This is a genomic window from Arthrobacter sp. PGP41 (assembly GCF_002953935.1).
Lineage (GTDB): Bacteria > Actinomycetota > Actinomycetes > Actinomycetales > Micrococcaceae > Arthrobacter.
Map to the genome: position 1 here is coordinate 1,758,409 of NZ_CP026514.1, position 20,795 is coordinate 1,779,203.

The 20,795-nt window shown below is 67.1% G+C and carries 23 protein-coding genes, 6 tRNA genes and 1 riboswitch; of the genes, 22 read left to right on the forward strand and 7 right to left on the reverse strand.

Annotated elements, in window-relative coordinates:
* Positions 1-5 precede the first annotated feature (5 nt).
* The 6 genes from C3B78_RS07915 to C3B78_RS07940 all read right to left on the reverse strand — a co-directional run bounded on the left by C3B78_RS07915 (position 6) and on the right by C3B78_RS07940 (position 975).
* Positions 6-269, reverse strand: coding sequence for an antitoxin (locus C3B78_RS07915; protein WP_104999699.1), 264 nt, complete (start codon positions 267-269; stop codon positions 6-8).
* A gap of 158 nt (positions 270-427) precedes the next feature.
* Positions 428-499 (reverse strand) — tRNA-Val (locus C3B78_RS07920).
* A 40-nt stretch (positions 500-539) separates the two neighbouring features.
* Positions 540-612: transfer RNA gene (locus C3B78_RS07925), tRNA-Gly, on the reverse strand.
* A 58-nt stretch (positions 613-670) separates the two neighbouring features.
* Positions 671-745, reverse strand: a tRNA-Val gene (locus tag C3B78_RS07930).
* Between the two features lie 39 nt (positions 746-784).
* A tRNA-Cys gene (locus C3B78_RS07935) sits at positions 785-855 on the reverse strand.
* A 47-nt stretch (positions 856-902) separates the two neighbouring features.
* Positions 903-975: transfer RNA gene (locus C3B78_RS07940), tRNA-Gly, on the reverse strand.
* A gap of 296 nt (positions 976-1,271) precedes the next feature.
* Between C3B78_RS07940 and C3B78_RS07945 the strand changes: the two genes are divergently transcribed.
* From C3B78_RS07945 to hisF, 14 genes are all read left to right on the forward strand, one after another.
* A tRNA-Val gene (locus tag C3B78_RS07945) sits at positions 1,272-1,343 on the forward strand.
* A gap of 104 nt (positions 1,344-1,447) precedes the next feature.
* Complete coding sequence (locus tag C3B78_RS07950) at positions 1,448-2,308, forward strand: cytochrome (RefSeq protein ID WP_104997585.1); 861 nt, start codon at positions 1,448-1,450, stop codon at positions 2,306-2,308.
* 63 nt (positions 2,309-2,371) lie between these two features.
* A complete protein-coding gene (gene def, locus C3B78_RS07955; protein WP_104997586.1) occupies positions 2,372-2,983 on the forward strand; it encodes a peptide deformylase in 612 nt (203 codons plus the stop codon).
* Positions 2,980-3,900: a methionyl-tRNA formyltransferase gene (gene fmt, locus C3B78_RS07960; RefSeq protein ID WP_104997587.1), complete on the forward strand. Its 921-nt coding sequence runs from the start codon at positions 2,980-2,982 to the stop codon at positions 3,898-3,900. Before def ends, fmt begins: the two co-directional genes overlap by 4 nt.
* Complete coding sequence (locus tag C3B78_RS07965; protein WP_104997588.1) at positions 3,897-5,468, forward strand: RsmB/NOP family class I SAM-dependent RNA methyltransferase; 1,572 nt, start codon at positions 3,897-3,899, stop codon at positions 5,466-5,468. Before fmt ends, C3B78_RS07965 begins: the two co-directional genes overlap by 4 nt.
* An 18-nt stretch (positions 5,469-5,486) precedes the next feature.
* Positions 5,487-6,167: a ribulose-phosphate 3-epimerase gene (gene rpe, locus C3B78_RS07970; RefSeq protein WP_104997589.1), complete on the forward strand. Its 681-nt coding sequence runs from the start codon at positions 5,487-5,489 to the stop codon at positions 6,165-6,167.
* A 39-nt stretch (positions 6,168-6,206) separates the two neighbouring features.
* Positions 6,207-6,356: riboswitch (FMN riboswitch) on the forward strand.
* 173 nt (positions 6,357-6,529) lie between these two features.
* Positions 6,530-7,711: a bifunctional diaminohydroxyphosphoribosylaminopyrimidine deaminase/5-amino-6-(5-phosphoribosylamino)uracil reductase RibD gene (ribD, locus tag C3B78_RS07975; protein WP_104997590.1), complete on the forward strand. Its 1,182-nt coding sequence runs from the start codon at positions 6,530-6,532 to the stop codon at positions 7,709-7,711.
* A complete protein-coding gene (locus C3B78_RS07980) occupies positions 7,711-8,355 on the forward strand; it encodes a riboflavin synthase (RefSeq protein ID WP_104997591.1) in 645 nt (214 codons plus the stop codon). Before ribD ends, C3B78_RS07980 begins: the two co-directional genes overlap by 1 nt.
* Positions 8,352-9,107 carry a 3,4-dihydroxy-2-butanone-4-phosphate synthase gene (gene ribB, locus C3B78_RS07985; protein WP_104997592.1) on the forward strand — a complete coding sequence of 252 codons (756 nt, stop codon included), beginning with the start codon at positions 8,352-8,354 and terminating at the stop codon, positions 9,105-9,107. Before C3B78_RS07980 ends, ribB begins: the two co-directional genes overlap by 4 nt.
* On the forward strand, positions 9,104-9,844 hold the full coding sequence (gene ribA, locus C3B78_RS07990; protein ID WP_104997593.1) for a GTP cyclohydrolase II: 741 nt from the start codon (positions 9,104-9,106) through the stop codon (positions 9,842-9,844). The genes ribB and ribA overlap by 4 nt, the downstream gene beginning before the upstream one ends.
* A gap of 69 nt (positions 9,845-9,913) precedes the next feature.
* Positions 9,914-10,402, forward strand: coding sequence for a 6,7-dimethyl-8-ribityllumazine synthase (gene ribH / locus C3B78_RS07995; RefSeq protein ID WP_104997594.1), 489 nt, complete (start codon positions 9,914-9,916; stop codon positions 10,400-10,402).
* Positions 10,403-10,503: 101 nt separating this feature from the next.
* The gene (locus C3B78_RS08000) at positions 10,504-10,767 is read left to right on the forward strand and encodes a phosphoribosyl-ATP diphosphatase (protein WP_009358176.1); all 264 of its coding nucleotides are present in this window, start codon (positions 10,504-10,506) and stop codon (positions 10,765-10,767) included.
* Between the two features lie 90 nt (positions 10,768-10,857).
* Positions 10,858-11,718, forward strand: coding sequence for an ATP phosphoribosyltransferase (gene hisG / locus C3B78_RS08005; protein ID WP_104997595.1), 861 nt, complete (start codon positions 10,858-10,860; stop codon positions 11,716-11,718).
* A 16-nt stretch (positions 11,719-11,734) separates the two neighbouring features.
* Positions 11,735-12,511 (forward strand): imidazole glycerol phosphate synthase subunit HisF, encoded by a 777-nt coding sequence (gene hisF, locus C3B78_RS08010; protein WP_104997596.1) that lies wholly within the window; start codon positions 11,735-11,737, stop codon positions 12,509-12,511.
* 83 nt (positions 12,512-12,594) lie between these two features.
* On the opposite strand, the gene C3B78_RS08015 is transcribed toward hisF, so the two are convergent.
* On the reverse strand, positions 12,595-13,239 hold the full coding sequence (locus C3B78_RS08015) for a TIGR03085 family metal-binding protein (RefSeq protein WP_104997597.1): 645 nt from the start codon (positions 13,237-13,239) through the stop codon (positions 12,595-12,597).
* A gap of 112 nt (positions 13,240-13,351) precedes the next feature.
* Here C3B78_RS08015 and hisI point away from each other — a divergent pair, with 112 nt between their 5' ends.
* The 8 genes from hisI to lgt all read left to right on the forward strand — a co-directional run bounded on the left by hisI (position 13,352) and on the right by lgt (position 20,773).
* Entirely contained in the window at positions 13,352-13,795 is a 444-nt protein-coding gene (hisI, locus tag C3B78_RS08020; RefSeq protein WP_104997598.1) for a phosphoribosyl-AMP cyclohydrolase, read from the forward strand.
* Between the two features lie 144 nt (positions 13,796-13,939).
* Positions 13,940-15,502: an anthranilate synthase component I gene (locus C3B78_RS08025; RefSeq protein WP_104997599.1), complete on the forward strand. Its 1,563-nt coding sequence runs from the start codon at positions 13,940-13,942 to the stop codon at positions 15,500-15,502.
* Positions 15,499-16,134, forward strand: a complete 636-nt coding sequence (locus tag C3B78_RS08030) for a Trp biosynthesis-associated membrane protein (RefSeq protein WP_104997600.1) — start codon at positions 15,499-15,501, stop codon at positions 16,132-16,134. Before C3B78_RS08025 ends, C3B78_RS08030 begins: the two co-directional genes overlap by 4 nt.
* A gap of 104 nt (positions 16,135-16,238) precedes the next feature.
* On the forward strand, positions 16,239-16,526 hold the full coding sequence (locus C3B78_RS08035; RefSeq protein ID WP_050055433.1) for an HGxxPAAW family protein: 288 nt from the start codon (positions 16,239-16,241) through the stop codon (positions 16,524-16,526).
* The gene (gene trpC / locus C3B78_RS08040; RefSeq protein WP_104997601.1) at positions 16,526-17,347 is read left to right on the forward strand and encodes an indole-3-glycerol phosphate synthase TrpC; all 822 of its coding nucleotides are present in this window, start codon (positions 16,526-16,528) and stop codon (positions 17,345-17,347) included. Before C3B78_RS08035 ends, trpC begins: the two co-directional genes overlap by 1 nt.
* Positions 17,348-17,465: 118 nt before the next feature.
* A complete protein-coding gene (gene trpB, locus C3B78_RS08045) occupies positions 17,466-18,794 on the forward strand; it encodes a tryptophan synthase subunit beta (RefSeq protein WP_104997602.1) in 1,329 nt (442 codons plus the stop codon).
* The gene (gene trpA, locus C3B78_RS08050) at positions 18,791-19,615 is read left to right on the forward strand and encodes a tryptophan synthase subunit alpha (protein WP_104997603.1); all 825 of its coding nucleotides are present in this window, start codon (positions 18,791-18,793) and stop codon (positions 19,613-19,615) included. Before trpB ends, trpA begins: the two co-directional genes overlap by 4 nt.
* A 3-nt stretch (positions 19,616-19,618) precedes the next feature.
* A complete protein-coding gene (gene lgt / locus C3B78_RS08055; RefSeq protein WP_104997604.1) occupies positions 19,619-20,773 on the forward strand; it encodes a prolipoprotein diacylglyceryl transferase in 1,155 nt (384 codons plus the stop codon).
* Positions 20,774-20,795 lie beyond the last annotated feature (22 nt).

The following is a 20,795-nucleotide window of genomic DNA, read 5'->3' on the forward strand; positions in this document are numbered from 1 at the left end:
CCTTCTTACGGAGTCCTGTCAGCCGGCGGAACCGGGTTGACGGGAGTGACCGGCGGAACCTGCTCAGCGGCAGGTGCCTGGCCCGGGGTTCCGTTTTTGTCAATGAGCTTGGAAGCGCCATCCTGGATTTTGTCCACATGGCCGGAGTACTTGCCTCCGGTCTTGGTGTCGACGAAATCACCGGCCTTGTTGATGCCGTTCTTGATGGTCTGCTCGTTGCCGCGGATGAGACCCTGAGCTTTGCCCTTTAGATCGTCAATCAGTCCCACGAACACCTCCCTTCAATCGCGGAGCCAGGTCGCTCCTCCGCGTTCGATCCTAGCGCCGCGGGGGATGCCCAACAAGGAAACCAACCGTTTTGGCCGTTCGCCCGTAGCGGATGCAGGCGCCGGGCATGAAAAAAGCAGCTCCGGGGAGCTGCTGCATGTGGGCGATACTGGGATCGAACCAGTGACCTCTTCCGTGTCAGGGAAGCGCGCTACCGCTGCGCCAATCGCCCGGAACCGGAAGTCCGGCTTATGGGATTTTAGAAGTATGAGAGCGGACGACGAGATTCGAACTCGCGACATCCACCTTGGCAAGGTGGTGCTCTACCAGCTGAGCTACGTCCGCGTATGAAGTGCGTTCCGGCCGGGGCCGGTGCGTACTGCATGAAGCAAGTTTCCTTGCTTGGTGGGCGATACTGGGATCGAACCAGTGACCTCTTCCGTGTCAGGGAAGCGCGCTACCGCTGCGCCAATCGCCCATTGCATCCGGTTTGATCCGGAAACCATGGTTTTCACCGAGGTGGGTACGGGATTCGAACCCGTGTATACGGCTTTGCAGGCCGCTGCCTCGCCTCTCGGCCAACCCACCGTGTAAGCGTCGGTTCCGGAGAACCTTTGCTGTGACAGTGTCCTGCGAGCGGACGACGAGATTCGAACTCGCGACATCCACCTTGGCAAGGTGGTGCTCTACCAGCTGAGCTACGTCCGCATTTTGGAGGGTTGATTCCTTGCCGTTCCCGGCATTTCCTCGCGTTCCAACGAGTAAAAACAATATAGGAGGTTCAGGGATTCTCCAAATCGCCCCGGCCAGGGGCAGGCGGCGTGGCCTTGCTTCCCAGTGCTGGCGCGGAAGCGGGCGAGTTACAGGGGTGTAATTCACGACGGCGGACGGGGGCCTTTTGGCTCTTCCCTTGCCCTTGTGGGGGCTGCGGCAGCGCGGTCCCGGCGGGTCAAGGCCGGCGATTTTTGAATTACGCCAACGTCGGCTAGCATTCAAATGCATCAGGGCGATTGGCGCAGTGGTAGCGCGCTTCGTTCACACCGAAGAGGTCACTGGTTCGAACCCAGTATCGCCCACCGCACAGAGGTCCGTTTCCGCTCGTTCGCAGCGGAAACGGACCTTTTTGTTTGTGCGGATCCTGCCTGCAGATTTTGTCGGCCCCCTGTGAAAGAGTTTTTCTATGACAGCTCCACTCCTCGCCCATGCAACCGAATACGGCCGGATGTACGCCCGCTCCACGTCGGAGCAGTTCTCGGTTCCGTCCATCACCACGGTCATCAGCCAGCAGCCGCACGGACTGGACGGCTGGTTCGGGTACATGGGGGCCAGCAGCCTCGCCAACGATCCCTTGCTGGCGGACTGCCTGGGGAGCCCGGCCAAAATCCGCCAGGCTGTCAGCCGGGCGGCGAAGGCTGCCGAAAACTACCGCGATGACGCCGCAAAGCGCGGGGACCGGGTGCATTACTACTGCGAGCAGGTGGCGCTTCGTGCGTTGGGGCGTCCCCACGCCATGCAGGAGGCCCGCGAAGCCTTGGCCGCCAACGGGGAAGAGGCCTTCGCTGTCCGGTTCGATGAATGGTGGGAACTGTTCCGGGTGGAACCCATCGCTCCGGAAATCACCGTCTGGAACAATGCCGTGGGGTATGCAGGAACCCTGGACCTGGTGGCCCGGATCAACGGCCGCGTCTGCCTGATCGATTACAAGACCAAGGGCACCACGCGGGACGGCCTGGTCAAGCCGCTCGATGACAAAGTGGTGATGCAGCTGGTGGCCGGCATGAAGGCCGAAGAAAGCCTGGTGGACCCCGTGGCAGGGACGTGGGAGCCCTGGAAGTACGGTGAAAACCCTGTCCTGCTGGCGGTGGCCATCGGCGAGACGGAGGTCCGTCCCGTCCGCGCCAACCCGGATGTCCTGAAGCATCACTGGTGGAAGTTCTGCGCCCTGCGGCGGGTCTGGGAGCTCTCTGCGGACACCATCAGCGCCGGCGCGGCGCTGCTCCCCATCGCCCCGCCACCGCTGGCGCAGGTGCAGACGGCCTAGCAGTTTCTCTGCGCCTAAACTGGATAGGTCCCCTTTGCCGTCAACCGTGAGGAAATACCGCGCATGGCTATCCTGAATATCCGCATCATTGGCGATCCTGTGCTGCGCACAGTTGCCGATCCCGTGACGGAATTCGGGCCCGAGCTGGCCAAGCTGGTCGCGGACATGACCGAAACCATGGAGGACGTGGACGGTGCCGGCCTGGCCGCGCCGCAGGTGGGCGTAAGCCAGCGCGTTTTTACCTACCGCATCGACGGCGTCGAGGGCCACATCATCAATCCTGTGCTGGAAAACAGCGAGGACTACCAGCCCGACCATGTGGAAGGCTGCCTGTCCATCCCCGGCCTGGGCTTTCCGGTGCGGCGTTTCCGCTCCACGCGCGTCACCGGCGTCGACCTGCACGGCAACCCTGTCACGGTGGAGGGGGAAGGGCTGTTGGCCCGCTGCTTCCAGCACGAAAACGACCATCTTGACGGCATCCTCTACACTGACCGGCTCGAGGGTGAGCACCGGAAAACCGCCCTGCGGTCCATCCGCAACGCCAACTACGACTCCATCACCGAACGCACGACGACGAAGCGCGCCAGGACTGTCGGGTCCAGTTTCGGCGGCCCCGCCCAAGGCTCCCCGCGGGGCTCGAGCTTCGGCGCCGGGGCAGCCGGCGGCGCAGGGTGAGGGTCCTGTTCGCGGGAACTCCCGCCGTCGCCGTCCCTTCGCTCGACGCGCTCGTGGAAGCCGGCTTCGAAGTGGTTGCCGTGCTGACCCGCCCTGATGCCCCCGTGGGCCGCAAGCGCGTGCTCACTCCGTCGCCCGTTGCGGCGCGCGCAGCTGAACTGGGAATCGAGGTCATTCATGCCGCCCGCGTTGATGCTGAGGCAACGGCCAGGATTGCCGGCGTAAACCCGGACGTAGCCGCCATTGTGGCCTACGGCGGACTGGTTCCGCCGGCCGCCCTCGCTATCCCGCGGCACGGCTGGATCAACCTGCACTTTTCCCTGCTGCCGGCCTGGCGCGGTGCGGCCCCGGTACAGCGTGCCGTCATGGCAGGGGACGACGTCACCGGAGCTGTGACCTTCCAGCTGGAAGAAGGACTGGATACGGGACCCGTGTTCGGCACCCTTACGGAATCGGTGGGGCCGGAGGACACGGCGGGAGAACTCCTTGAGCGGCTGTCCCACAGCGGCGCCGTGCTCCTGGCCCGGACATTGTCCGCCATCGAGGCAGGGAAGGCCTTCCCTCAACCCCAGGCGGGCGAGGTGACCCACGCGCCCAAGCTGACCCTGGAAGATGGCCACCTTCGGTGGAACCACCCGGCCCTGGCCATAGGGCGGCAGGCCCGGGGCGTAACCCCCGAACCCGGTGCGTGGACCCTCCTGGACGGGCACCGCGTCAAGCTGGAACCGGTCCGGCTGCGGCCCGATGTCACCGGCCTTGCCCCGGGGGCCCTGTCCCTCGAGGGCAAAAGCGTGCTGGTGGGCACAGGATCCCACGCCGTGGAACTGACCCGGATCCAGCCTGCGGGCAAGAAAATGATGGCCGCTGCCGACTGGGCACGCGGCATGGCTTCCCTTGAAAGTGTGGTGTTCGAATGAGCGCGTCCGGCGGCAATCCAGGCGGGGGCGGCAACGCCGGGCGCGGCGCCGCGGGCGGCGGCCGCGGCAAAGGGGGACCCAGGGAGAACAGCCGGCGAAACGCCCAGGGCCGTGAACGGAACCGCGGTCCGCAGCGCAGCTTCACGGAAAACGCGCCCTCCCAACGGACCCGCCGTGCCGATCCCGCCCGGCTGGTGGCCTTCGAAGTCCTGCGCGCCGTCGCTGCCGAGGACGCGTACGCCAACCTCGTGCTCCCGGCACGGATCCGCCACCACGGGCTGGACAAGCGGGACGCCGGCTTCGCCACCGAACTAACGTATGGTGCCCTGCGGGGCCAAGGCACCTACGACGCCATCCTGGCGCGCTGCGTGGACCGACCGCTTGACCAGCTGGACCCGGCGGTCCTGGACGCTCTCCGGATCGGAACCCACCAGCTGCTGGCCATGCGCGTCCCCGCACACGCCGCCCTCGACCAGACCGTCGGCCTGGCGCGTGCCGTGATCGGGGCGGGGCCTTCAGCGCTCATCAACGCTGTGCTCCGCAAGGTTGCTGCACACACGCTTGCGGAGTGGCTGGACGTGCTGGTGGCCGGAGAGACCGACGAAACGAAAATCGCTGCGCTCCGCTACGCCCACCCGGAATGGATCGTCCGCGCCATGCGCCAATCACTGGTGGCGCACGGCCGGCCGGCCAGCGAAGTGAACCACCTCCTGGAAGCGGACAACGCCGCCCCGGTGGTCAACCTGGTGGCCCTGCCTGGCCTGGGCAACCTGGACGAGGCGCTGGAGAACGGGGCCATTCCGGGCGAACTCGTCCAGGGGTCTGCCCTTTCCAGCGGCGGTGACCTGGGGCGGTTCTCCTCCATCCGTGAAGGAACCACCCGGGTCCAGGACGTCGGCTCCCAGCTGGTGGCCCGCGCCATGGCGGCCGTTGACATCGATGTGCCGGCAGGAGCGGGCGATACCAAGGCGGAGGCGTGGCTTGACCTCTGCGCCGGTCCGGGTGGAAAGGCAGCCCTGCTGGGCGCCCTGGCCAAGCAACGGGGCGCAACACTGCTGGCCAACGAACCCGCTCCCCACCGCGCCAAGCTCGTCAGCCAGGCGCTCTCGGCCGTGCCGCCGGAAACCTGGCAGGTCCGGACCGGAGACGGCCGCGACGTCGGATCCGAAGCGCCCGAATCATTTGACCGTGTCCTCGTGGACGTCCCCTGCAGCGGCCTCGGCGCATTGCGGCGCCGGCCGGAGTCCCGGTGGCGCCGATCACCCAAGGACCTTGCCGATCTCGGTCCACTGCAGCGCGAGCTGCTGGCCTCTGCCCTGGCAGCGGTTCGTCCAGGGGGAGTGGTGGCCTACGTGACCTGCTCGCCGCATCCGGCGGAAACAACGGCCGTCGTGGCTGATGCCCTCCGCAAACGCGATGACCTGGAACTCCTTGACGCCGGAGCGGCGCTGGACGCCGTCAGCCTCCCCGGAAAGCTGGACGCCGGGCACGAGTCCACAGCGCAGCTCTGGCCCCATATCCACGGCACAGACGCCATGTTCCTCGCGCTCATCCATAAGAAGCCCTGACCCGTGAAAGGTTCCCCTGTGACGCAATGCTGCATCAACCCGAGCATCCTCTCGGCCGACTTCGTCAACCTGGAGGCCGAACTGCAGCGCATCAGCAGCGCTGACGCCGTGCACGTGGACGTCATGGACAACCACTTCGTCCCCAACCTGACCATCGGACTGCCCGTGGTGCAGCGCATCCAGGAGGTGAGCCCCATACCCCTGGACGCGCACCTGATGATCGCTGACGCAGACCGGTGGGCACCGGGCTTCGCCGACGCCGGCCTGGCGTCCGTCACATTCCACGCGGAGGCGTCCATCGCGCCCGTGAAGCTGGCCCGCGAACTTCGCAGCAGGGGATCGAAAGCCGGGATGGCAATCCGGCCGGCTACCCCCGTGGAGCCCTACCTGGACATGCTGTCCGAGCTGGACATGCTGCTCATCATGACGGTGGAGCCCGGATTCGGCGGCCAGGCATTCCTGGACCTCACCCTGCCCAAGATCCGGCGCGCCAGGGCTGCCATTGACGGTTCAGGAATCGGCGTGGCCATCCAGGTTGACGGCGGGATCACGGAGGAGACAATCGTCCGGGCCGCGGAAGCAGGCGCCAACGTGTTTGTTGCCGGCTCCGCCGTCTACGGCGCCGAAGACCCCGCCGCGGCCATCGAGCGCCTGCGCCGGGAGGCCAACAGGACGTTACCCGCGGTGACGGGGGAATAGCCGGGAGCCGGTGCCGGTTATGGCACAATAGCAACACACATACGTGCTCCGGGGTCGGTGTAAGTCCGAACCGGCGGTGACAGTCCGCGACCCGCGAGCCGGTGGTTTCCGCAAGGAAATCCCGGCGGACGGTTGAACCGGTGAAATTCCGGTACCGACAGTTAAAGTCTGGATGAGAGAAGCACGTACAGCTGTATCTGTGGGGCCATTCCGGCGCCGCAGCCTTCTGCTGTCGTAAACCCCCGGAGCCATCGCGGTTCGAGAGGGAAGGAACGACACGGAATGAACCCCAAGCGATGGCTCTTCGATGCCAAACACCCTGCCGTTTTTCCGGAGGGCGCAGCCGCCGCACTGGTTGCCGCATGACGGCGGGCAATCCGGCCACGGCCGACGCAATCACCGGGCCGCACTCCAGCCACCCGCTGCAGCACGCTGACGGGGCAGTTACTGCCTTCAGTGCTGCCGAGACCGGAGCCATGGAAGCAGCCCTCGAAGCAGCCCTGCGGGGCCCGCGGGGGGCAAACCCCTTGGTGGGCGCCGTCGTCGTGGATCCTGCAGGCCGCCACCTGGTCACCGGTTTCCACCGCGGCGCCGGCACCGCGCACGCAGAGGCGGACGCGATCAGCCAGGCCACAACCGCGGGCCTGGATCTCTCGGGCTGCACCATGGTGGTTACCCTGGAGCCCTGCAACCACGTGGGGCGCACAGGCCCTTGCGCCGAGGCCATCATTGGCGCCGGAATAACGGACGTGGTGTACGCGGTGGATGATCCGCACGACCCGGCAGCAGGCGGAGCCGCAACGCTGCGTGCCGCGGGCGTCCGGGTCCGCAGCGGGCTCGGGGCTGCGGAGTCCCTGGACCTGAACCGCCAATGGTTTGAGGCTGTGATGGCGAAACGGCCCTTCGTCACCCTCCACATCGCCCAGACGCTGGACAGCCGCATCGCGGCCGAGGACGGCACCAGCCAATGGATTTCCAGCCCGGAATCCCTGGCGGACAACCACGCCATCCGCAGCCGGATCGATGCCATCCTGGTGGGCACCCAGACCGTCCTGGTGGATGACCCGCGGCTCACCGCCCGGAACGAATCGGGAGCACTGGCAGCGAGCCAGCCGGTGCGGGCCGTCATGGGGCTGCGCGACGTCCCCGCCGGCGCCGCCGTGCGCGGAACAGACGGACTGGTGGCGCACCTCCGCACCCGGGACCCGCGCGAGGCGCTGGCCATGCTGTACCGATCCGGGACCCGCCACGTCATGGTGGAGGGAGGCTCGCGCATCCTGAGCGCGTTCCTCTCTGCCGGGCTGGTCGATGAACTCATCGTGTATCAGGCGCCCACCCTGCTGGGCTCCGGCACGCCGGCCCTGGGGAGCCTGGGGATCACCACCCTCGCCGACGCCCAGCAATGGGACTGGGACGGGTCCGACGGCGGTGCCGTGCGAAAGCTGGGCCGGGACCTGCGACTTCACCTTAGACCGCAACGGACCGTTGCACTGGAACCTCAACCAACCCGCGACAGCGCGGAGCCAGCCCAGGGAGGCTACTGATGTTTACCGGAATTATTGCCGAACAAGGGCATGTCCTGGCCGTGGAGCGGGACGGGAACGCCAGCGCCACCGTGCGGCTGCACGCCCCCGGCACCACCGAAGGGCTCGCGCTCGGCGGCTCCATCGCCGTCAACGGGGTGTGCCTCACGGCCACGGAGATCAACGGCAAGGAATTCAGTGTTGACGTGATGGGGGAAACCCTGGTCCGCAGCACCATTGGCGAACTTGCGCCGGGTGATTCGGTCAACCTTGAACGCTGCGTTACGGCGGGCGGCCGGCTGGACGGGCATGTGGTGCAGGGGCACGTGGACGGTGTCGGGGTGCTGCTGGAACGCGAGGCCCTCGGCAACTGGGAGCGGCTTCGGTTCGGCGTGCCCGCCAACCTGGCGCGCTACATCGCCGAAAAGGGCTCCATAGCCATCGACGGCGTCTCGCTGACAGTGACCGCAGTCAGTGAGGCCAGCGAGCAGGCACCTTGGTTTGAGGTGGGGCTCATTCCCACAACCCTGGCTGAAACCGGCCTGGGCGCCAAGAGGACCGGCAGCCGGGTGAACCTGGAAGTGGATGTCCTGGCCAAGTACACCGAACGCCTGCTGGCGTTCAACACGCCGGCGCCCGCCGCCGTTGAGGGAGGGGCCCGATGAACGCCGCAGTAAAGCTGGAAAATGCAGCGGCGGCCGGATCCGCCGTCGCCGCTGCTGCCCGCACCGGCCAGCCAGCGGCTGCCACTGGACTCGATACCATCGAAGAAGCGGTACGGGCCATCGCCGCCGGCAGGCCGGTGCTGGCAGTGGACAACGAGGACCGGGAGAACGAGGGCGACATCATCTTCGCCGCCCAGCATGCCACCCCGGCCCTGATGGGCTGGACCATCCGCTACAGCTCGGGTGTCATCTGCGTTCCGCTGTCAGGGGACCGCGCGGACGCCTTGGCACTGCCTCCGATGGTGGCGGTCAACGAGGACGCCAAGGGGACGGCCTACACGGTGTCCTGTGATGCCACAGTGGGTGTGAGTACCGGGATTTCCGCGACTGACCGGGCCCTGACCGCCCGCGTGCTCGCAGATCCGCAGGCCGGGCCGGAGGCGCTGACCCGTCCCGGGCATATTTTCCCGCTGCGGGCCGTTAATGGGGGAGTGCGGGAACGCCCAGGCCACACCGAAGCGGCCGTAGACCTGTGCCGGCTCGCCGGACTGGAAGCTGTGGGCGTAATCGCCGAAGTTGTCTATGACGACGGTGAGATGATGCGGCTGGACGGGCTTCGCGCCTTCGCTGCCGAACACGGGTGCCCACTGATCTCGATTGAAGACCTGGTGGCCTACCTCGAGGCAACGGGCCCAGCGGCTGACAGCAATACCCGGGCAGGACGCGCGGGCGGAGAAGAGGAGATACGATGACGGCTTCCGGAGCTTCGGGCAACGGCCACCACGCGCCGGGTTCGGGTAACGGCCACCACCCGGAACCCGGACACGGCCGGGTAACCCATCCCGTCAGCGGCGGGCCCGTCGTGCAGCTGCCGACCGCATTTGGCGACTTCATTGCCCAGGCGTGGACGGACCTGGTCACCGGCCACGAGCACCTGGCCGTCAGTTCCCCCAACCCGCCCAGGGACGGAAAGGCACCTTTGGTCCGGCTTCACTCCGAGTGCCTGACCGGGGATGTCTTCGGTTCCTACCGCTGCGACTGCGGCGAACAGCTTGCCTACGCCCTGGAAATGATCGGCGAGCAAGGCGGCACCCTGCTGTACCTGCGCGGCCAGGAGGGCCGCGGCATCGGCCTTGCCAACAAGATTAAGGCCTACGCGCTGCAGGAGGCCGGCTTTGACACCGTCGAGGCCAACGAGCAGCTGGGCCTGCCCGTGGATGCCCGCTGCTACAAGGCTGCCGCCCAGGTGCTCGCGGAAATGGGGCTGCACGAGGTGCGGCTCCTGAGCAACAACCCGGACAAGCAGAACAGGCTGGCAAACGCCGGTGTCAGGGTGGTTGAAATGGTCCCCACGGAGGTGCCCTCCCGCGACCAGAACATCCGGTACCTGCAGACCAAGAAGGACCGCATGGAGCACCGGCTGACGCTCGATACCCACGTGGCTGCCGTCCCAGCCGCCGCTGACTCCTTTGGCCACGAACAAGACTGACCGCAGCATCAAGCTGGCCACGCCACAAGACCGACCACATCACAAGACTGAACGGAACAGAACTGACCTATGAGCGGACACGGCGCCCCCGACATCGACCTCACCACCCTCAACCCCGCGGAAACCTCGCAGCTGCGGCTGGCAATCGTGGCAGCCAGCTGGCACACGCAGATCATGGACGGCCTCCTGGACGGCGCCCTCCGGGCCGCAAAGGACGCCGGGATTGCCGAGCCCACGGTCCTGCGCGTCCCCGGCAGCTTTGAGCTTCCCGTGGCTGCCGCGCGGCTGGCGCCGCACTTCGACGCGGTGGTTGCCCTCGGCGTCGTCATCCGTGGCGGCACCCCGCACTTTGACTACGTGTGCCAGGCAGCGACGTCGGGCCTCACCGACGTCAGCGTGCGCACCGGCGTCCCGGTTGGCTTCGGCGTCCTGACCTGCGATACCGAACAGCAGGGCCTGGACCGTGCCGGCCTGCCGGGCTCCAAGGAAGACAAGGGCCACGAGGCCGTCACCGCGGCCTTGGCCACCGCCGTCGTGCTGAAGCAGTACGGCAGCTAGCAAAGCCCGCATGGCGGGCGCGTGTGTATTCGCTCACATCGCGCCCGTCATGCAACGGCCCGGGAAGCGCCCTTTGGGCCGCAGCAAGTAGGCTGTAGGGCGTGAAGAATTTCGAGACGCTGTTCGCTGAGCTCAGCGAGAAGGCAGCCACCCGCCCGGAAGGCTCCCGCACCGTCGCTGAATTGGAGTCCGGTGTTCACGGCATCGGCAAGAAAGTCGTTGAGGAAGCAGCCGAAGTGTGGATGGCTGCCGAATATGAATCCGATGAAGCCGCGGCCGAGGAAATCTCCCAGCTGCTGTACCACCTGCAGGTCCTGATGCTCGCCAAAGGCCTCACCCTGGAAGACGTCTACAAGCATCTGTAGCCACCGGTCCGGCGCGCTTCACGCCGCCGGTGCCCGCCGTGGCCTGCATTGCCTGAACCGCTAGACCTCCCTCACCCAGAAAGACCTTCCATGCTGCGAGTAGCCGTCCCCAACAAGGGCTCCCTGTCCGAAGCCGCATCCGCCATGCTGTCAGAGGCGGGGTACCGCCAGCGCCGGGACTCCCGCGAGCTGGTGATGGTGGACCCGGACAATGACATCGAGTTCTTCTTCCTCCGTCCCCGCGACATCGCCGTATACGTCGGCCAGGGAACGCTCGACGTCGGCATCACCGGCCGCGATCTCCTCCTGGACGCCGAGGTGGAGGCTGAAGAGCTGCTTCCGCTGGGTTTTGCTGCCTCCACGTTCCGTTTTGCGGGTCCCGTGGGAGACTTCGCGAAGGTGGAGGAACTGGAAGGGAAGCGGCTTGCCACCAGCTACGACGGCCTGCTGCGTGGCTACCTGGCCGAGCGCGGCATCAAGGCCAAGGTGGTCCGCCTGGACGGTGCCGTGGAATCCTCGGTCCGGCTGGGCGTCGCGGATGCCATCGCGGATGTTGTCGAGACCGGCAACACCCTCAAGGCCGCCGGGATGGAGATCTTCGGCGAACCGATCCTGAAATCCGAGGCCGTCCTGATCCGCCGTACCGGCGAAGGCGGTGCGGCGAACGGAACGGCCAAGGAGATCGAGGTCCTGATCCGCCGGCTCCAGGGCGTACTGGTGGCCCGCCAGTACGTGCTGATGGACTACGACATCCGCAAGGAGCTCGTGGAACAGGCCGCTGCCCTCACACCCGGTCTGGAATCGCCCACTGTCTCGCCGCTGCGCGACTCGGACTGGGTTGCCGTCCGGTCCATGGTGCCCAAGAAGGAAACCAACCGGATCATGGACGAGCTGTACGATCTCGGCGCCCGCGCCATCCTGGTCAGCAGCATCCACGCCTGCCGCATCTGATTTCCAGGAGAATTTCATGGCTGTAGCTGTACGAGTCATTCCCTGCCTCGACGTGGACGCCGGGCGCGTCGTCAAGGGCGTCAACTTCGAGGGCCTGCGCGACGCCGGCGACCCCGTGGAGCTCGCCCACCGCTACGACAACGCCGGAGCAGATGAACTGACCTTCCTGGACGTCACGGCGTCCTCCGGCAACCGCGAAACCACGTTCGATGTAGTCCGCCGGACGGCCGAAGAGGTCTTCATCCCGCTCTGCGTCGGCGGTGGCGTCCGGGGAGTCGCAGAGGTGGACAAGCTGCTGCGCTACGGCGCAGACAAAGCGTCCATCAACACCGCCGCCGTCGCCCGGCCGGACGTCATCGACGAGATCACCCGGCATTTCGGTTCCCAGGTCCTCGTCCTGTCCCTCGACGCCCGCCGCACCCGCCCGGGATCCCAGCCCACGCCGTCGGGGTTCGAAGTGACTACCCACGGCGGACGCACAGGAACCGGTATCGACGCCATCGCATGGGCCAGGGAAGCCGCGGACCGCGGCGTGGGGGAGATCCTGCTGAACTCCATCGACGCCGACGGCACCAAGGATGGGTTCGACCTCGAACTGATCAAGCTGGTCCGGGCCGCCGTCAAGGTGCCCATCATCGCCTCGGGCGGCGCGGGGGAGCCTGCGCACTTTCCGCCCGCCGTAGCGGCCGGCGCTGATGCCGTCCTGGCAGCATCCATCTTCCACTGGGGGCCGGACAACATGATGTCGCAGGTCAAGGACGCCATCCGCGAAGCAGGCTTCGAAGTCCGCTGACCCCCTGCTTAAACAGCAACGCGGGGTCACTTTACGCCCGATGAACCAAGGTTTTCGGGCGTAAAGTGACCCCGCGTTGCTTTTTAAAGCCCTACTTCGGCTGACTGGAGCAGCGCGACGGCGTCCGGCTGGCCTTCGAAGGTCACCAGCGCGTGGCGGGTCCGACCGTGGGCATGCATCAGCAGTTCGCCCGGCTCGCCCACGATGGCCACCGAAACAGGGGCACGTTTGGCCACATGGCGCGGTCCGGACGGGCGCACCAGGACGATGCCCAGATCGACACCGCGGTACAGGATGGCGGCGCGCTTGACGAGCTCATCCCACAGGGCTTCCGAGTAGGCCTCGTCCAGTGCCCGGGGCGCCCAGCGGTCAACCGCCCGGCGGACGTCCTCCGTGTGGACGAAGTACTCGATGAGGTTGGAGCTTTCGTCCAGCGCCTTGATCTTCATCGGCGACAATGCCGGCGGCCCCGCGCGGAACGTGTTGACGAGCTTCGCGTACTCCTCGCCCGTGGTGAGCTTCGCGGCAAGCCTGGCAGTGGCCTGGTCCGAGGCCTTGGCCAGGCGCTTGATGATCAGTCCCAGCCCCACGGCCGCCTTGCGTTCGCGCAGGTAAAGGTGCGCGGCAAGGTCCCTGGTACGCCAGCCCTTGCAGAGCGTGGGCGCGTCAGGGCCCGCCGCAAGCAGGGTCTCGGCAAGGACTTCTCGGGACGGTTCGACGAAATGCATCACTTGTGAAACTAGCACGACACGCGCAGAGTTGGGCAGCACGCCCGCCCCTGGTGGCCGTGCCGTCGTTCACACACATCGAGGGCCAAGTGGAGGCACTAGACTTGACCTGATGTCTGAGCAGCCCGCCCCTGTCCCGAACCCCGGTATTGCCGCGCCCGCAGCCACTTCGCCCGGCCAGGCCCCGGCCCCGCTGGCGAGCCCGCTTCCCGCGGAGCTGGCAGCCGCGCTCAAGCGTGACAGCGCCGGCCTGGTGGCGGCCGTGGTCCAGCAGTACGACACCAACGAGGTCCTGATGCTGGGCTGGATGGATGACGAAGCCCTGCACCGGACCATGACCACCGGCCGGGTGACCTTCTACTCGCGCTCCCGCCAGGAGTACTGGCGCAAGGGGGACACTTCCGGGCATGTGCAGTGGGTTAAATCGGTGGCCATGGACTGCGACGGCGATGCGCTGCTTGTGCGCGTTGACCAGGTTGGGGCCGCGTGCCACACCGGCACACGCACGTGCTTCGACGGCCGGGACCTGGCTGTCGCCACAGGCCAGGCAAGCTGAATCATTTCCAGCCGCAGCCCGCTGCGGAACGGGGGAGGGCAGGGGCCGCCCCCTCCAAGCAAAGCCACCGCCGGGATTCCCGGCCTCCAGGCACCTGGCCCTTCCAGAACCGGCCCCTACAAGAACAGGCGGAACAGCATAGCCATGCAGGACCTTGGAATCATCAGCCCCGGCCTTGAGGAGTTCCGGGAACTGGCCGGCCATAGCCGCGTCATCCCCGTCCGGCTCAAGGTGCTCGCGGACGCCGAGACGCCCATCGGCCTTTACCGCAAGCTGGCGCAGGGGCAGCCCGGAACCTTCCTGATGGAATCCGCTGCGGTGGGCGGCGCCTGGTCGCGCTACTCATTCATCGGCGCCAAATCCCGGGCAACATTGACCACCAAGGACGGAAACGCGCACTGGCTGGGTGAACCGCCGGCGGGGGTCCCCGTGGACGGCAGCCCCGTCGACGCCATCCGCGACACCATCGAAGCCCTCCGCACCGACAGGTTCGAGGGGCTGCCGCCGTTCACCTCCGGGCTGGTGGGATTCCTGGGCTGGGAGACCGTCCGGCACTGGGAACGCCTGGTGAGCCCGCCGGAGGACGACCTGCACCTGCCGGAAATGGCGCTGAATCTGGTGACCGACATGGCCGTCCACGACAACGTTGACGGCACGGTGCTGCTCATTGCCAACGCCATCAACTTCGACAACAGCTCCGACCGCGTGGATGAGGCCTGGCACGATGCCGTGGCCAGGGTCAAGGCGCTCCTTGCCAAGGTCAGCAGCCCCGTTGCGCAGCCCGTGTCCGTCCTCGCTCCGGCGGCACTGGACTTCGCCTCTAGCGTCCAGGAGCGCTGGGACGAAGCCGAGTACCTGGCGGCCCTGGACCGGGGCAAGGAAGCCATCGTTGACGGTGAGGTGTTCCAGGTGGTCATCTCGCGCCGCTTCGAGATGGAGTGCAAGGCGTCCGCGCTGGACGTCTACCGGGTCCTGCGGAACACCAACCCCAGCCCGTACATGTACATTTTCAGCCTCGAGGACGCCGACGGTCGGGAGTACTCGATTGTGGGTTCCTCGCCGGAGGCCCTCGTCACGGTGACCGGTGAAGAAGTCATCACCCACCCCATCGCCGGCTCGCGCCCCCGCGGCAAGACGGTGGAGGCGGACAAAGCCCTCGCCGACGAGTTGCTGGCGGACCAGAAGGAACGCGCCGAACACCTGATGCTCGTGGACCTCTCTCGCAACGATCTCTCCAAGGTCTGCGTAGCGGGAACCGTGGACGTCACGCAGTTCATGGAGGTGGAACGCTTCAGCCACATCATGCACCTGGTGTCCACGGTCGTTGGCCGGCTCTCGCCCAAGGCCAAGGCCTATGACGTGCTCAAGGCCACGTTCCCGGCCGGCACCCTGTCCGGGGCCCCGAAACCCCGCGCCCTGCGCCTCCTGGACGAACTCGAGCCGCACCGCCGGGGTATCTACGGCGGCGTGGTGGGCTACCTGGATTTCGCCGGCGACATGGACATGGCCATTGCCATCCGTTCGGCGCTGATCCGGGACGGGCGTGCCTACGTCCAGGCCGGAGGCGGGATCGTGGCTGACTCGGTCAACCCAACGGAGGCCCTGGAAACAGTCAACAAGGCCGCGGCGCCGCTCCGGGCGGTCCACACGGCGGGTTCGCTGCAGAACATTTCGGCGGATTCGCTTCCCGGGGCGGACTCCCGGTGACAGGCAGCGGACCGGCTTCAGCGCCAACGGGGACTTCCGGCAGGCGCACGCCGGCGTGGGCACGCAAGTCCACGCTGGTGCTGCTTATTGCGGTCCTGGCGCTGGCGGTCTTCGGCACCACCACCCAAACCTGGATGACCGTCACGCTCGATCCGAACCAGGCGGGACAGGCCGGGGCCGCGCAGGACGCGCTTGAGGTCCAGGGAAGCAAGGCCGCCACCACCGTCACTGCACTGGCGCTGGTGGCCCTCGCCGGCGGCCTGGCCGCAGCCATAGCGGGCAGGATCGCGCGGTGGATCATCACCGCCATCATCGTCCTGGCCTCCGCTGGAATTGTTGCCGCAGCAGCAACGGTCCTGGCCAGCCCGCTGGCGGCCGCCCAGGGCTCCATTGCGGAAGCGACCGGCATCACCGGAAGCCAGGCGCACGTTGCCGTCACTGCCTTCCCCGTCCTCGCCGTCGTCGCAGGCTGCCTGCTGGCCCTCGCCGCCCTGGTCATTCCCCTCGCCGCACGGCACTGGAAGGCGCGGACGAAATATGACGTGGCGGCCACGGGCAGCGCCGCGGCCTCCGGTCCCGTGGATGAAATCGACAGCTGGGACCGGCTGTCCCGCGGCGACGATCCCACCTGACCCGGCAGGTGCCCACCGCCAGCCCCCGGCAGGGTGCCGCGGATAACAGGTCACCGGCCAAAAAATGGCAGAATGTAAGCAGTATCCACCCTGAGGAGATTTCCATGAGCAAAGCACCTGCGTCCGTTTCCAAGTCCGGCACCCGAACGGTGGCCCCTGGCGCCATCGACCACAGCCAGGAACTTGGCCACGGCAACAGCCCCGCAGCCTGGACCTGCGTCATCGTCATGCTGGTGGGCGCCCTCATCGCATCCATTGCCTTCGTGATCGCCAGCACGCCCATCTTCATCGCCGGCGCCGGCGTCATGGTGCTGGGCCTGATCCTCGGTTACATCATGCGCAAGGCAGGCTACGGCGTCGAAGGCAGCAAGCTGAAGAACTCCGGCCACTGATGTCCACTGTTCTCGATGACATCAACGCTGGTGTCAGGGAGGATATGGCGGCCCGGAAGCAGCTCGTTTCGCTGGCTGAGCTGAAGGACCTGGCGCAGGCGGCGGCGCCTGCCCGCGACGCGTGGGCAGCCCTTGGCGGAACTTCCCCGTCACGGAATGAGCTCAAGGTCATCGCGGAAATCAAGCGCCGCAGCCCCTCCAAGGGTGACCTCGCCGCCATCGGCGATCCCGCGTCCCTCGCCCGGCAGTATGCCGACGGCGGTGCCTCCGTCATCAGCGTCCTCACCGAGCAGCGCCGCTTCAACGGATCCCTGGCCGACCTCGATGCGGTGCGCGCCGCCGTCGACGTTCCGCTGCTGCGGAAAGACTTCACGCTGGACGAGTACCAGATCTGGGAGGCGCGCGCCCACGGGGCGGACCTGATCCTGCTCATCGTTGCTGCGCTCTCGGACGCCCAGCTCGCCGAATTCAGTGCCCTCAGCCACGAACTTGGCATGAACGTCCTTGTGGAGACGCACACGGAAGAGGAAATCGAGCGGGCGGTGGCCGCGCAGGCGCGCATCATCGGCGTCAACGTGCGGAACCTGAAGACGCTCGACGTCGACCGTTCAGTTTTCGCTTCCCTGGCCGGGCGGATCCCGGCCGGCGCAGTGGTGGTTGCCGAGTCCGGCGTCCGCGACGCCGACGACGTCACCCACTACGCCGCAAGCGGCGCCAACGCCGTGCTCGTGGGCGAGGCGCTGGTCAGCCACTCGACGCCGCGGGAGCGGATCGCCGAGTTCAAGGCCGCCGGCGCCGCCGCCATAGCGGCCCGGGGCTGAGGCCAACGCACCCGCGCGCAGGCGGGCGGGGCTGAATCCCCGCCCGCTGAACGCGTCCGGCAGGCTGCCCTGCCGGGACAACCACCTTTGCACTACCAACTCGAACAGGACGGGACTGATGGCTGAAGCACCCTCAGGAAACGCTGACAACAACGCCGCGGAAGCATTCCTGCAGGGCGGCTCCCTCAAGCACGCCCCGGGGCCGTATTTCGGCAGCTACGGCGGACGCTGGATGCCAGAATCCCTGATCGCCGCCCTGGATGAACTCGAGGAGACGTTCAACAAGGCCAAGGACGACCCCGAATTCCGGGCGCAGATCGCGGACCTCAACAAGAACTACTCCGGCCGGCCGTCGCTGCTGACCGAAGCGAAGCGCTTTTCCCAGCATGCCGGTGGCGTCCGGGTCTTCCTCAAGCGCGAGGACCTGAACCACACGGGTTCGCACAAGATCAACAACGTGCTGGGCCAGGCGCTGCTCGCCAAGCGCATGGGCAAGACCCGCGTCATCGCCGAGACCGGCGCCGGCCAGCACGGCGTGGCAAGCGCAACCGCGGCCGCCCTGATGGGCCTTGAGTGCGTCGTCTACATGGGCGCGGAGGACTGCCGCCGCCAGGCCCTCAACGTGGCCCGCATGGAGCTCCTGGGCGCCACGGTCATTCCTGTCACCAGCGGCTCGCAGACCCTCAAGGACGCCATCAACGACGCCCTGCGGGACTGGGTGGCCAACGTGGACAACACGCACTACCTGCTGGGCACGGCCGCCGGTGCGCACCCGTTCCCTGCGATGGTCCGCTACTTCCATGAGGTCATCGGCGAAGAAGCCCGCGCCCAGATCCTTGAGCAGGCCGGACGGCTCCCGGACGCCGTCTGCGCGTGCATCGGCGGCGGCTCCAACGCCATCGGCATCTTCCACGGCTTCCTGGACGATCCGTCCGTCAGGATCTACGGCTTCGAAGCCGGCGGCGACGGCGTGGACACCGGACGCCACGCGGCCACCATTACGCTTGGCAAGCCCGGCGTCCTCCACGGTGCGCGCTCCTACCTCATGCAGGACGACGACGGCCAGACCATCGAGTCCCACTCGATCTCAGCCGGCCTCGACTACCCCGGTGTGGGCCCGGAGCACTCCTACCTCGCTGACATCGGCCGGGTGAGCTACGAGCCCATCACGGACAGCGAGGCCATGGATTCCTTCCGGCTGCTGTGCCGCACGGAGGGCATCATTCCCGCCATTGAGTCCTCGCACGCCCTGGCCGGTGCCATCAAGGTGGGGCAGCGGCTGGCTGCCGAAGCCGCCGAGGCCGGCGGTTCGGCGCAGGACAAGATAATCATCGTGAACCTTTCCGGGCGCGGGGACAAGGACGTGGCCACCGCAGCCGAATGGTTCGACCTGTTGGACAAGAATTCCGCCGAGTCGGAAATCGGCAAAGAGGGGGAGCAGCTGTGAGCACTGCACAGACCACCAGCAAGTCGGCAGCGGCGATCGACAAAGCCCGTGCTGAAGGCCGCGCCGCCCTGATCGGCTACCTTCCCGCCGGCTACCCCAGCGTGGGGGAGACCATTGCCGCCGGTATTGCCCTGGCTGAGAATGGTGCGGACCTGATCGAGATCGGCATTCCCTACTCCGACCCCGTCATGGACGGCCAGGTCATCCAGGCCGCCACCACCGAGGCGCTTGCCAAGGGCTTTTCCGTGCGCCAGGTCTTTGATGTGGTTGCCGGCATCACCAGCAAGACGGACGCCGCCGTCCTGGTGATGACCTACTGGAACCCCGTGGTCCGGATGGGTGTGGACGAGTTCTCCCGCCGCCTGGCCGAAGCCGGGGGAGCAGGGCTCATCACCCCCGACCTCATCCCCGACGAGGCAGCGGAATGGATGGAGGCCTCGGATAAATACGGGCTGGACCGGGTGTTCCTCGTGGCGCCGTCCTCCACAGCCGAGCGCATGCAGCGCACCGTGGACGCGAGCCGCGGCTTCGTGTACGCCGTGTCCATCATGGGCGTCACCGGCGCGCGGACGTCCGTCAGCACTGCAGCCAAGGACGTGGTGGCGGCGGCACACGCCGCAGGAGCCGAACGTGTGTGCGTCGGGCTGGGCGTCTCCACTGCGGACCAGGTCCGCGAGATCGCCGCCTACGCCGAAGGAGTCATTGTGGGCACCGCCCTGGTGGCTGCAATCCGCGACGGCGGGGCGGACGCAGTTGCGGCCCTTACCAAGGACCTCAGCAGCGGACTGAGACGCACCGGACTGACAGAGGAAGAGGCCTAGGCCATGCAGACCCTCCTCCAGGCAGCAGCGATGGTGCCGGCCAGCATTCCGAGCCCGGACTGGTCCGGTTTCGACATTCCCCTGCCGTGGGGAACGCTGCGCATCCACGCCTACGCCCTGTGCATCCTGGCAGGCATCGTGGCGGGCCTGTGGCTCACTTCCGTCCGCTGGGCCAGGCGCGGCGCACCTGAAGGCAGCGTCTGGGACATTGTGGTCTGGGCCATCCCCTTCGGCATCATCGGCGGCCGCCTGTACCATGTGGTCTCGTCGCCGGACGCCTACTTCGGCCCCGGTTTCGACGGCACAGGCGACCTTTCCCTGATCCCGCAGATCCAGCGCGGCGGCCTCGGCATCTGGGGTGCCGTGGTCCTCGGCGTCGTGGGCGCGTGGATCGGCTGCCGCCGCAGCGGCGTCAAGCTCAGCGCCTTCCTGGACGCAGCGGCACCCGGGCTGCTGCTGGCCCAGGCCGTGGGCCGCTGGGGCAACTACTTCAACCAGGAACTCTTCGGCGGGCCCACCACCCTGCCGTGGGGCCTGCAGATCGACGCCGACAACCCGAACTTTCCGGCCGGAACCCCGGCGGACACACTGTTCCACCCCACGTTCCTGTACGAGTCGCTATGGAACGTGGCCGGCGTCGTCATCCTGCTCGCGCTGGACCGGAAGTTCAACTTCCGCCGCAGCCGGCTGTTCTGGCTTTATGCCATGTACTACACCCTGGGCCGGGTCTGGATCGAGGCGATGCGCATCGACGATGCCGAGCAGATCTCCCTGTTCGGCATCACCACCCGCCTGAACGTGTGGACGAGCATCTTCGTGTTCCTGGCCGCGCTCGTGGCGTTCCTCCTGCTGGGCATGAAGAAGCGGACGGAGCCGGACAGCCCCTATCTTCCGGGCCGGGAACCCGCCGGGGACGATGAACGGAAGGCGGCCGTGGAGGGTGGTGACGAGGTCCGGGATCCGGACCCTGTTGTCTCAGATAGTGAATCGCGTGATAATCTCCCTGATAACCAAAGCGGTTCCCGGCGTGTTTCCGTCCCAACGGAAGAGGCCGCGGCTGCGCCGGCGGGCCCCACGCCCGGACCGGACGCAACAGCTGCCGGAAAGTCCGGCAGCACAGCCACAGGAAGCGCGCCGGAAGCCGGCACTACCAAGTAGCGCGCGGGCCAGGCAGGGCAGC

What these genes read in the sequence shown, in the direction of transcription:
- ribH (WP_104997594.1), top strand. Translation starts at nt 9,914, where the DNA reads ATGAGCGGACACGGCGCCCCCGACATCGACCTCACCACCCTCAACCCC.
- C3B78_RS07980 (WP_104997591.1), top strand. Translation starts at nt 7,711, where the DNA reads ATGTTTACCGGAATTATTGCCGAACAAGGGCATGTCCTGGCCGTGGAG.
- def (WP_104997586.1), top strand. Translation starts at nt 2,372, where the DNA reads ATGGCTATCCTGAATATCCGCATCATTGGCGATCCTGTGCTGCGCACA.
- hisG (WP_104997595.1), top strand. Translation starts at nt 10,858, where the DNA reads ATGCTGCGAGTAGCCGTCCCCAACAAGGGCTCCCTGTCCGAAGCCGCA.
- C3B78_RS08025 (WP_104997599.1), top strand. Translation starts at nt 13,940, where the DNA reads ATGCAGGACCTTGGAATCATCAGCCCCGGCCTTGAGGAGTTCCGGGAA.
- ribD (WP_104997590.1), top strand. Translation starts at nt 6,530, where the DNA reads ATGACGGCGGGCAATCCGGCCACGGCCGACGCAATCACCGGGCCGCAC.
- hisI (WP_104997598.1), top strand. Translation starts at nt 13,352, where the DNA reads ATGTCTGAGCAGCCCGCCCCTGTCCCGAACCCCGGTATTGCCGCGCCC.
- C3B78_RS08015 (WP_104997597.1), bottom strand. Translation starts at nt 13,239, where the DNA reads ATGCATTTCGTCGAACCGTCCCGAGAAGTCCTTGCCGAGACCCTGCTT.
- hisF (WP_104997596.1), top strand. Translation starts at nt 11,735, where the DNA reads ATGGCTGTAGCTGTACGAGTCATTCCCTGCCTCGACGTGGACGCCGGG.
- trpC (WP_104997601.1), top strand. Translation starts at nt 16,526, where the DNA reads ATGTCCACTGTTCTCGATGACATCAACGCTGGTGTCAGGGAGGATATG.
- ribA (WP_104997593.1), top strand. Translation starts at nt 9,104, where the DNA reads ATGACGGCTTCCGGAGCTTCGGGCAACGGCCACCACGCGCCGGGTTCG.
- trpB (WP_104997602.1), top strand. Translation starts at nt 17,466, where the DNA reads ATGGCTGAAGCACCCTCAGGAAACGCTGACAACAACGCCGCGGAAGCA.
- C3B78_RS08035 (WP_050055433.1), top strand. Translation starts at nt 16,239, where the DNA reads ATGAGCAAAGCACCTGCGTCCGTTTCCAAGTCCGGCACCCGAACGGTG.
- lgt (WP_104997604.1), top strand. Translation starts at nt 19,619, where the DNA reads ATGCAGACCCTCCTCCAGGCAGCAGCGATGGTGCCGGCCAGCATTCCG.
- C3B78_RS07950 (WP_104997585.1), top strand. Translation starts at nt 1,448, where the DNA reads ATGACAGCTCCACTCCTCGCCCATGCAACCGAATACGGCCGGATGTAC.
- C3B78_RS07965 (WP_104997588.1), top strand. Translation starts at nt 3,897, where the DNA reads ATGAGCGCGTCCGGCGGCAATCCAGGCGGGGGCGGCAACGCCGGGCGC.
- ribB (WP_104997592.1), top strand. Translation starts at nt 8,352, where the DNA reads ATGAACGCCGCAGTAAAGCTGGAAAATGCAGCGGCGGCCGGATCCGCC.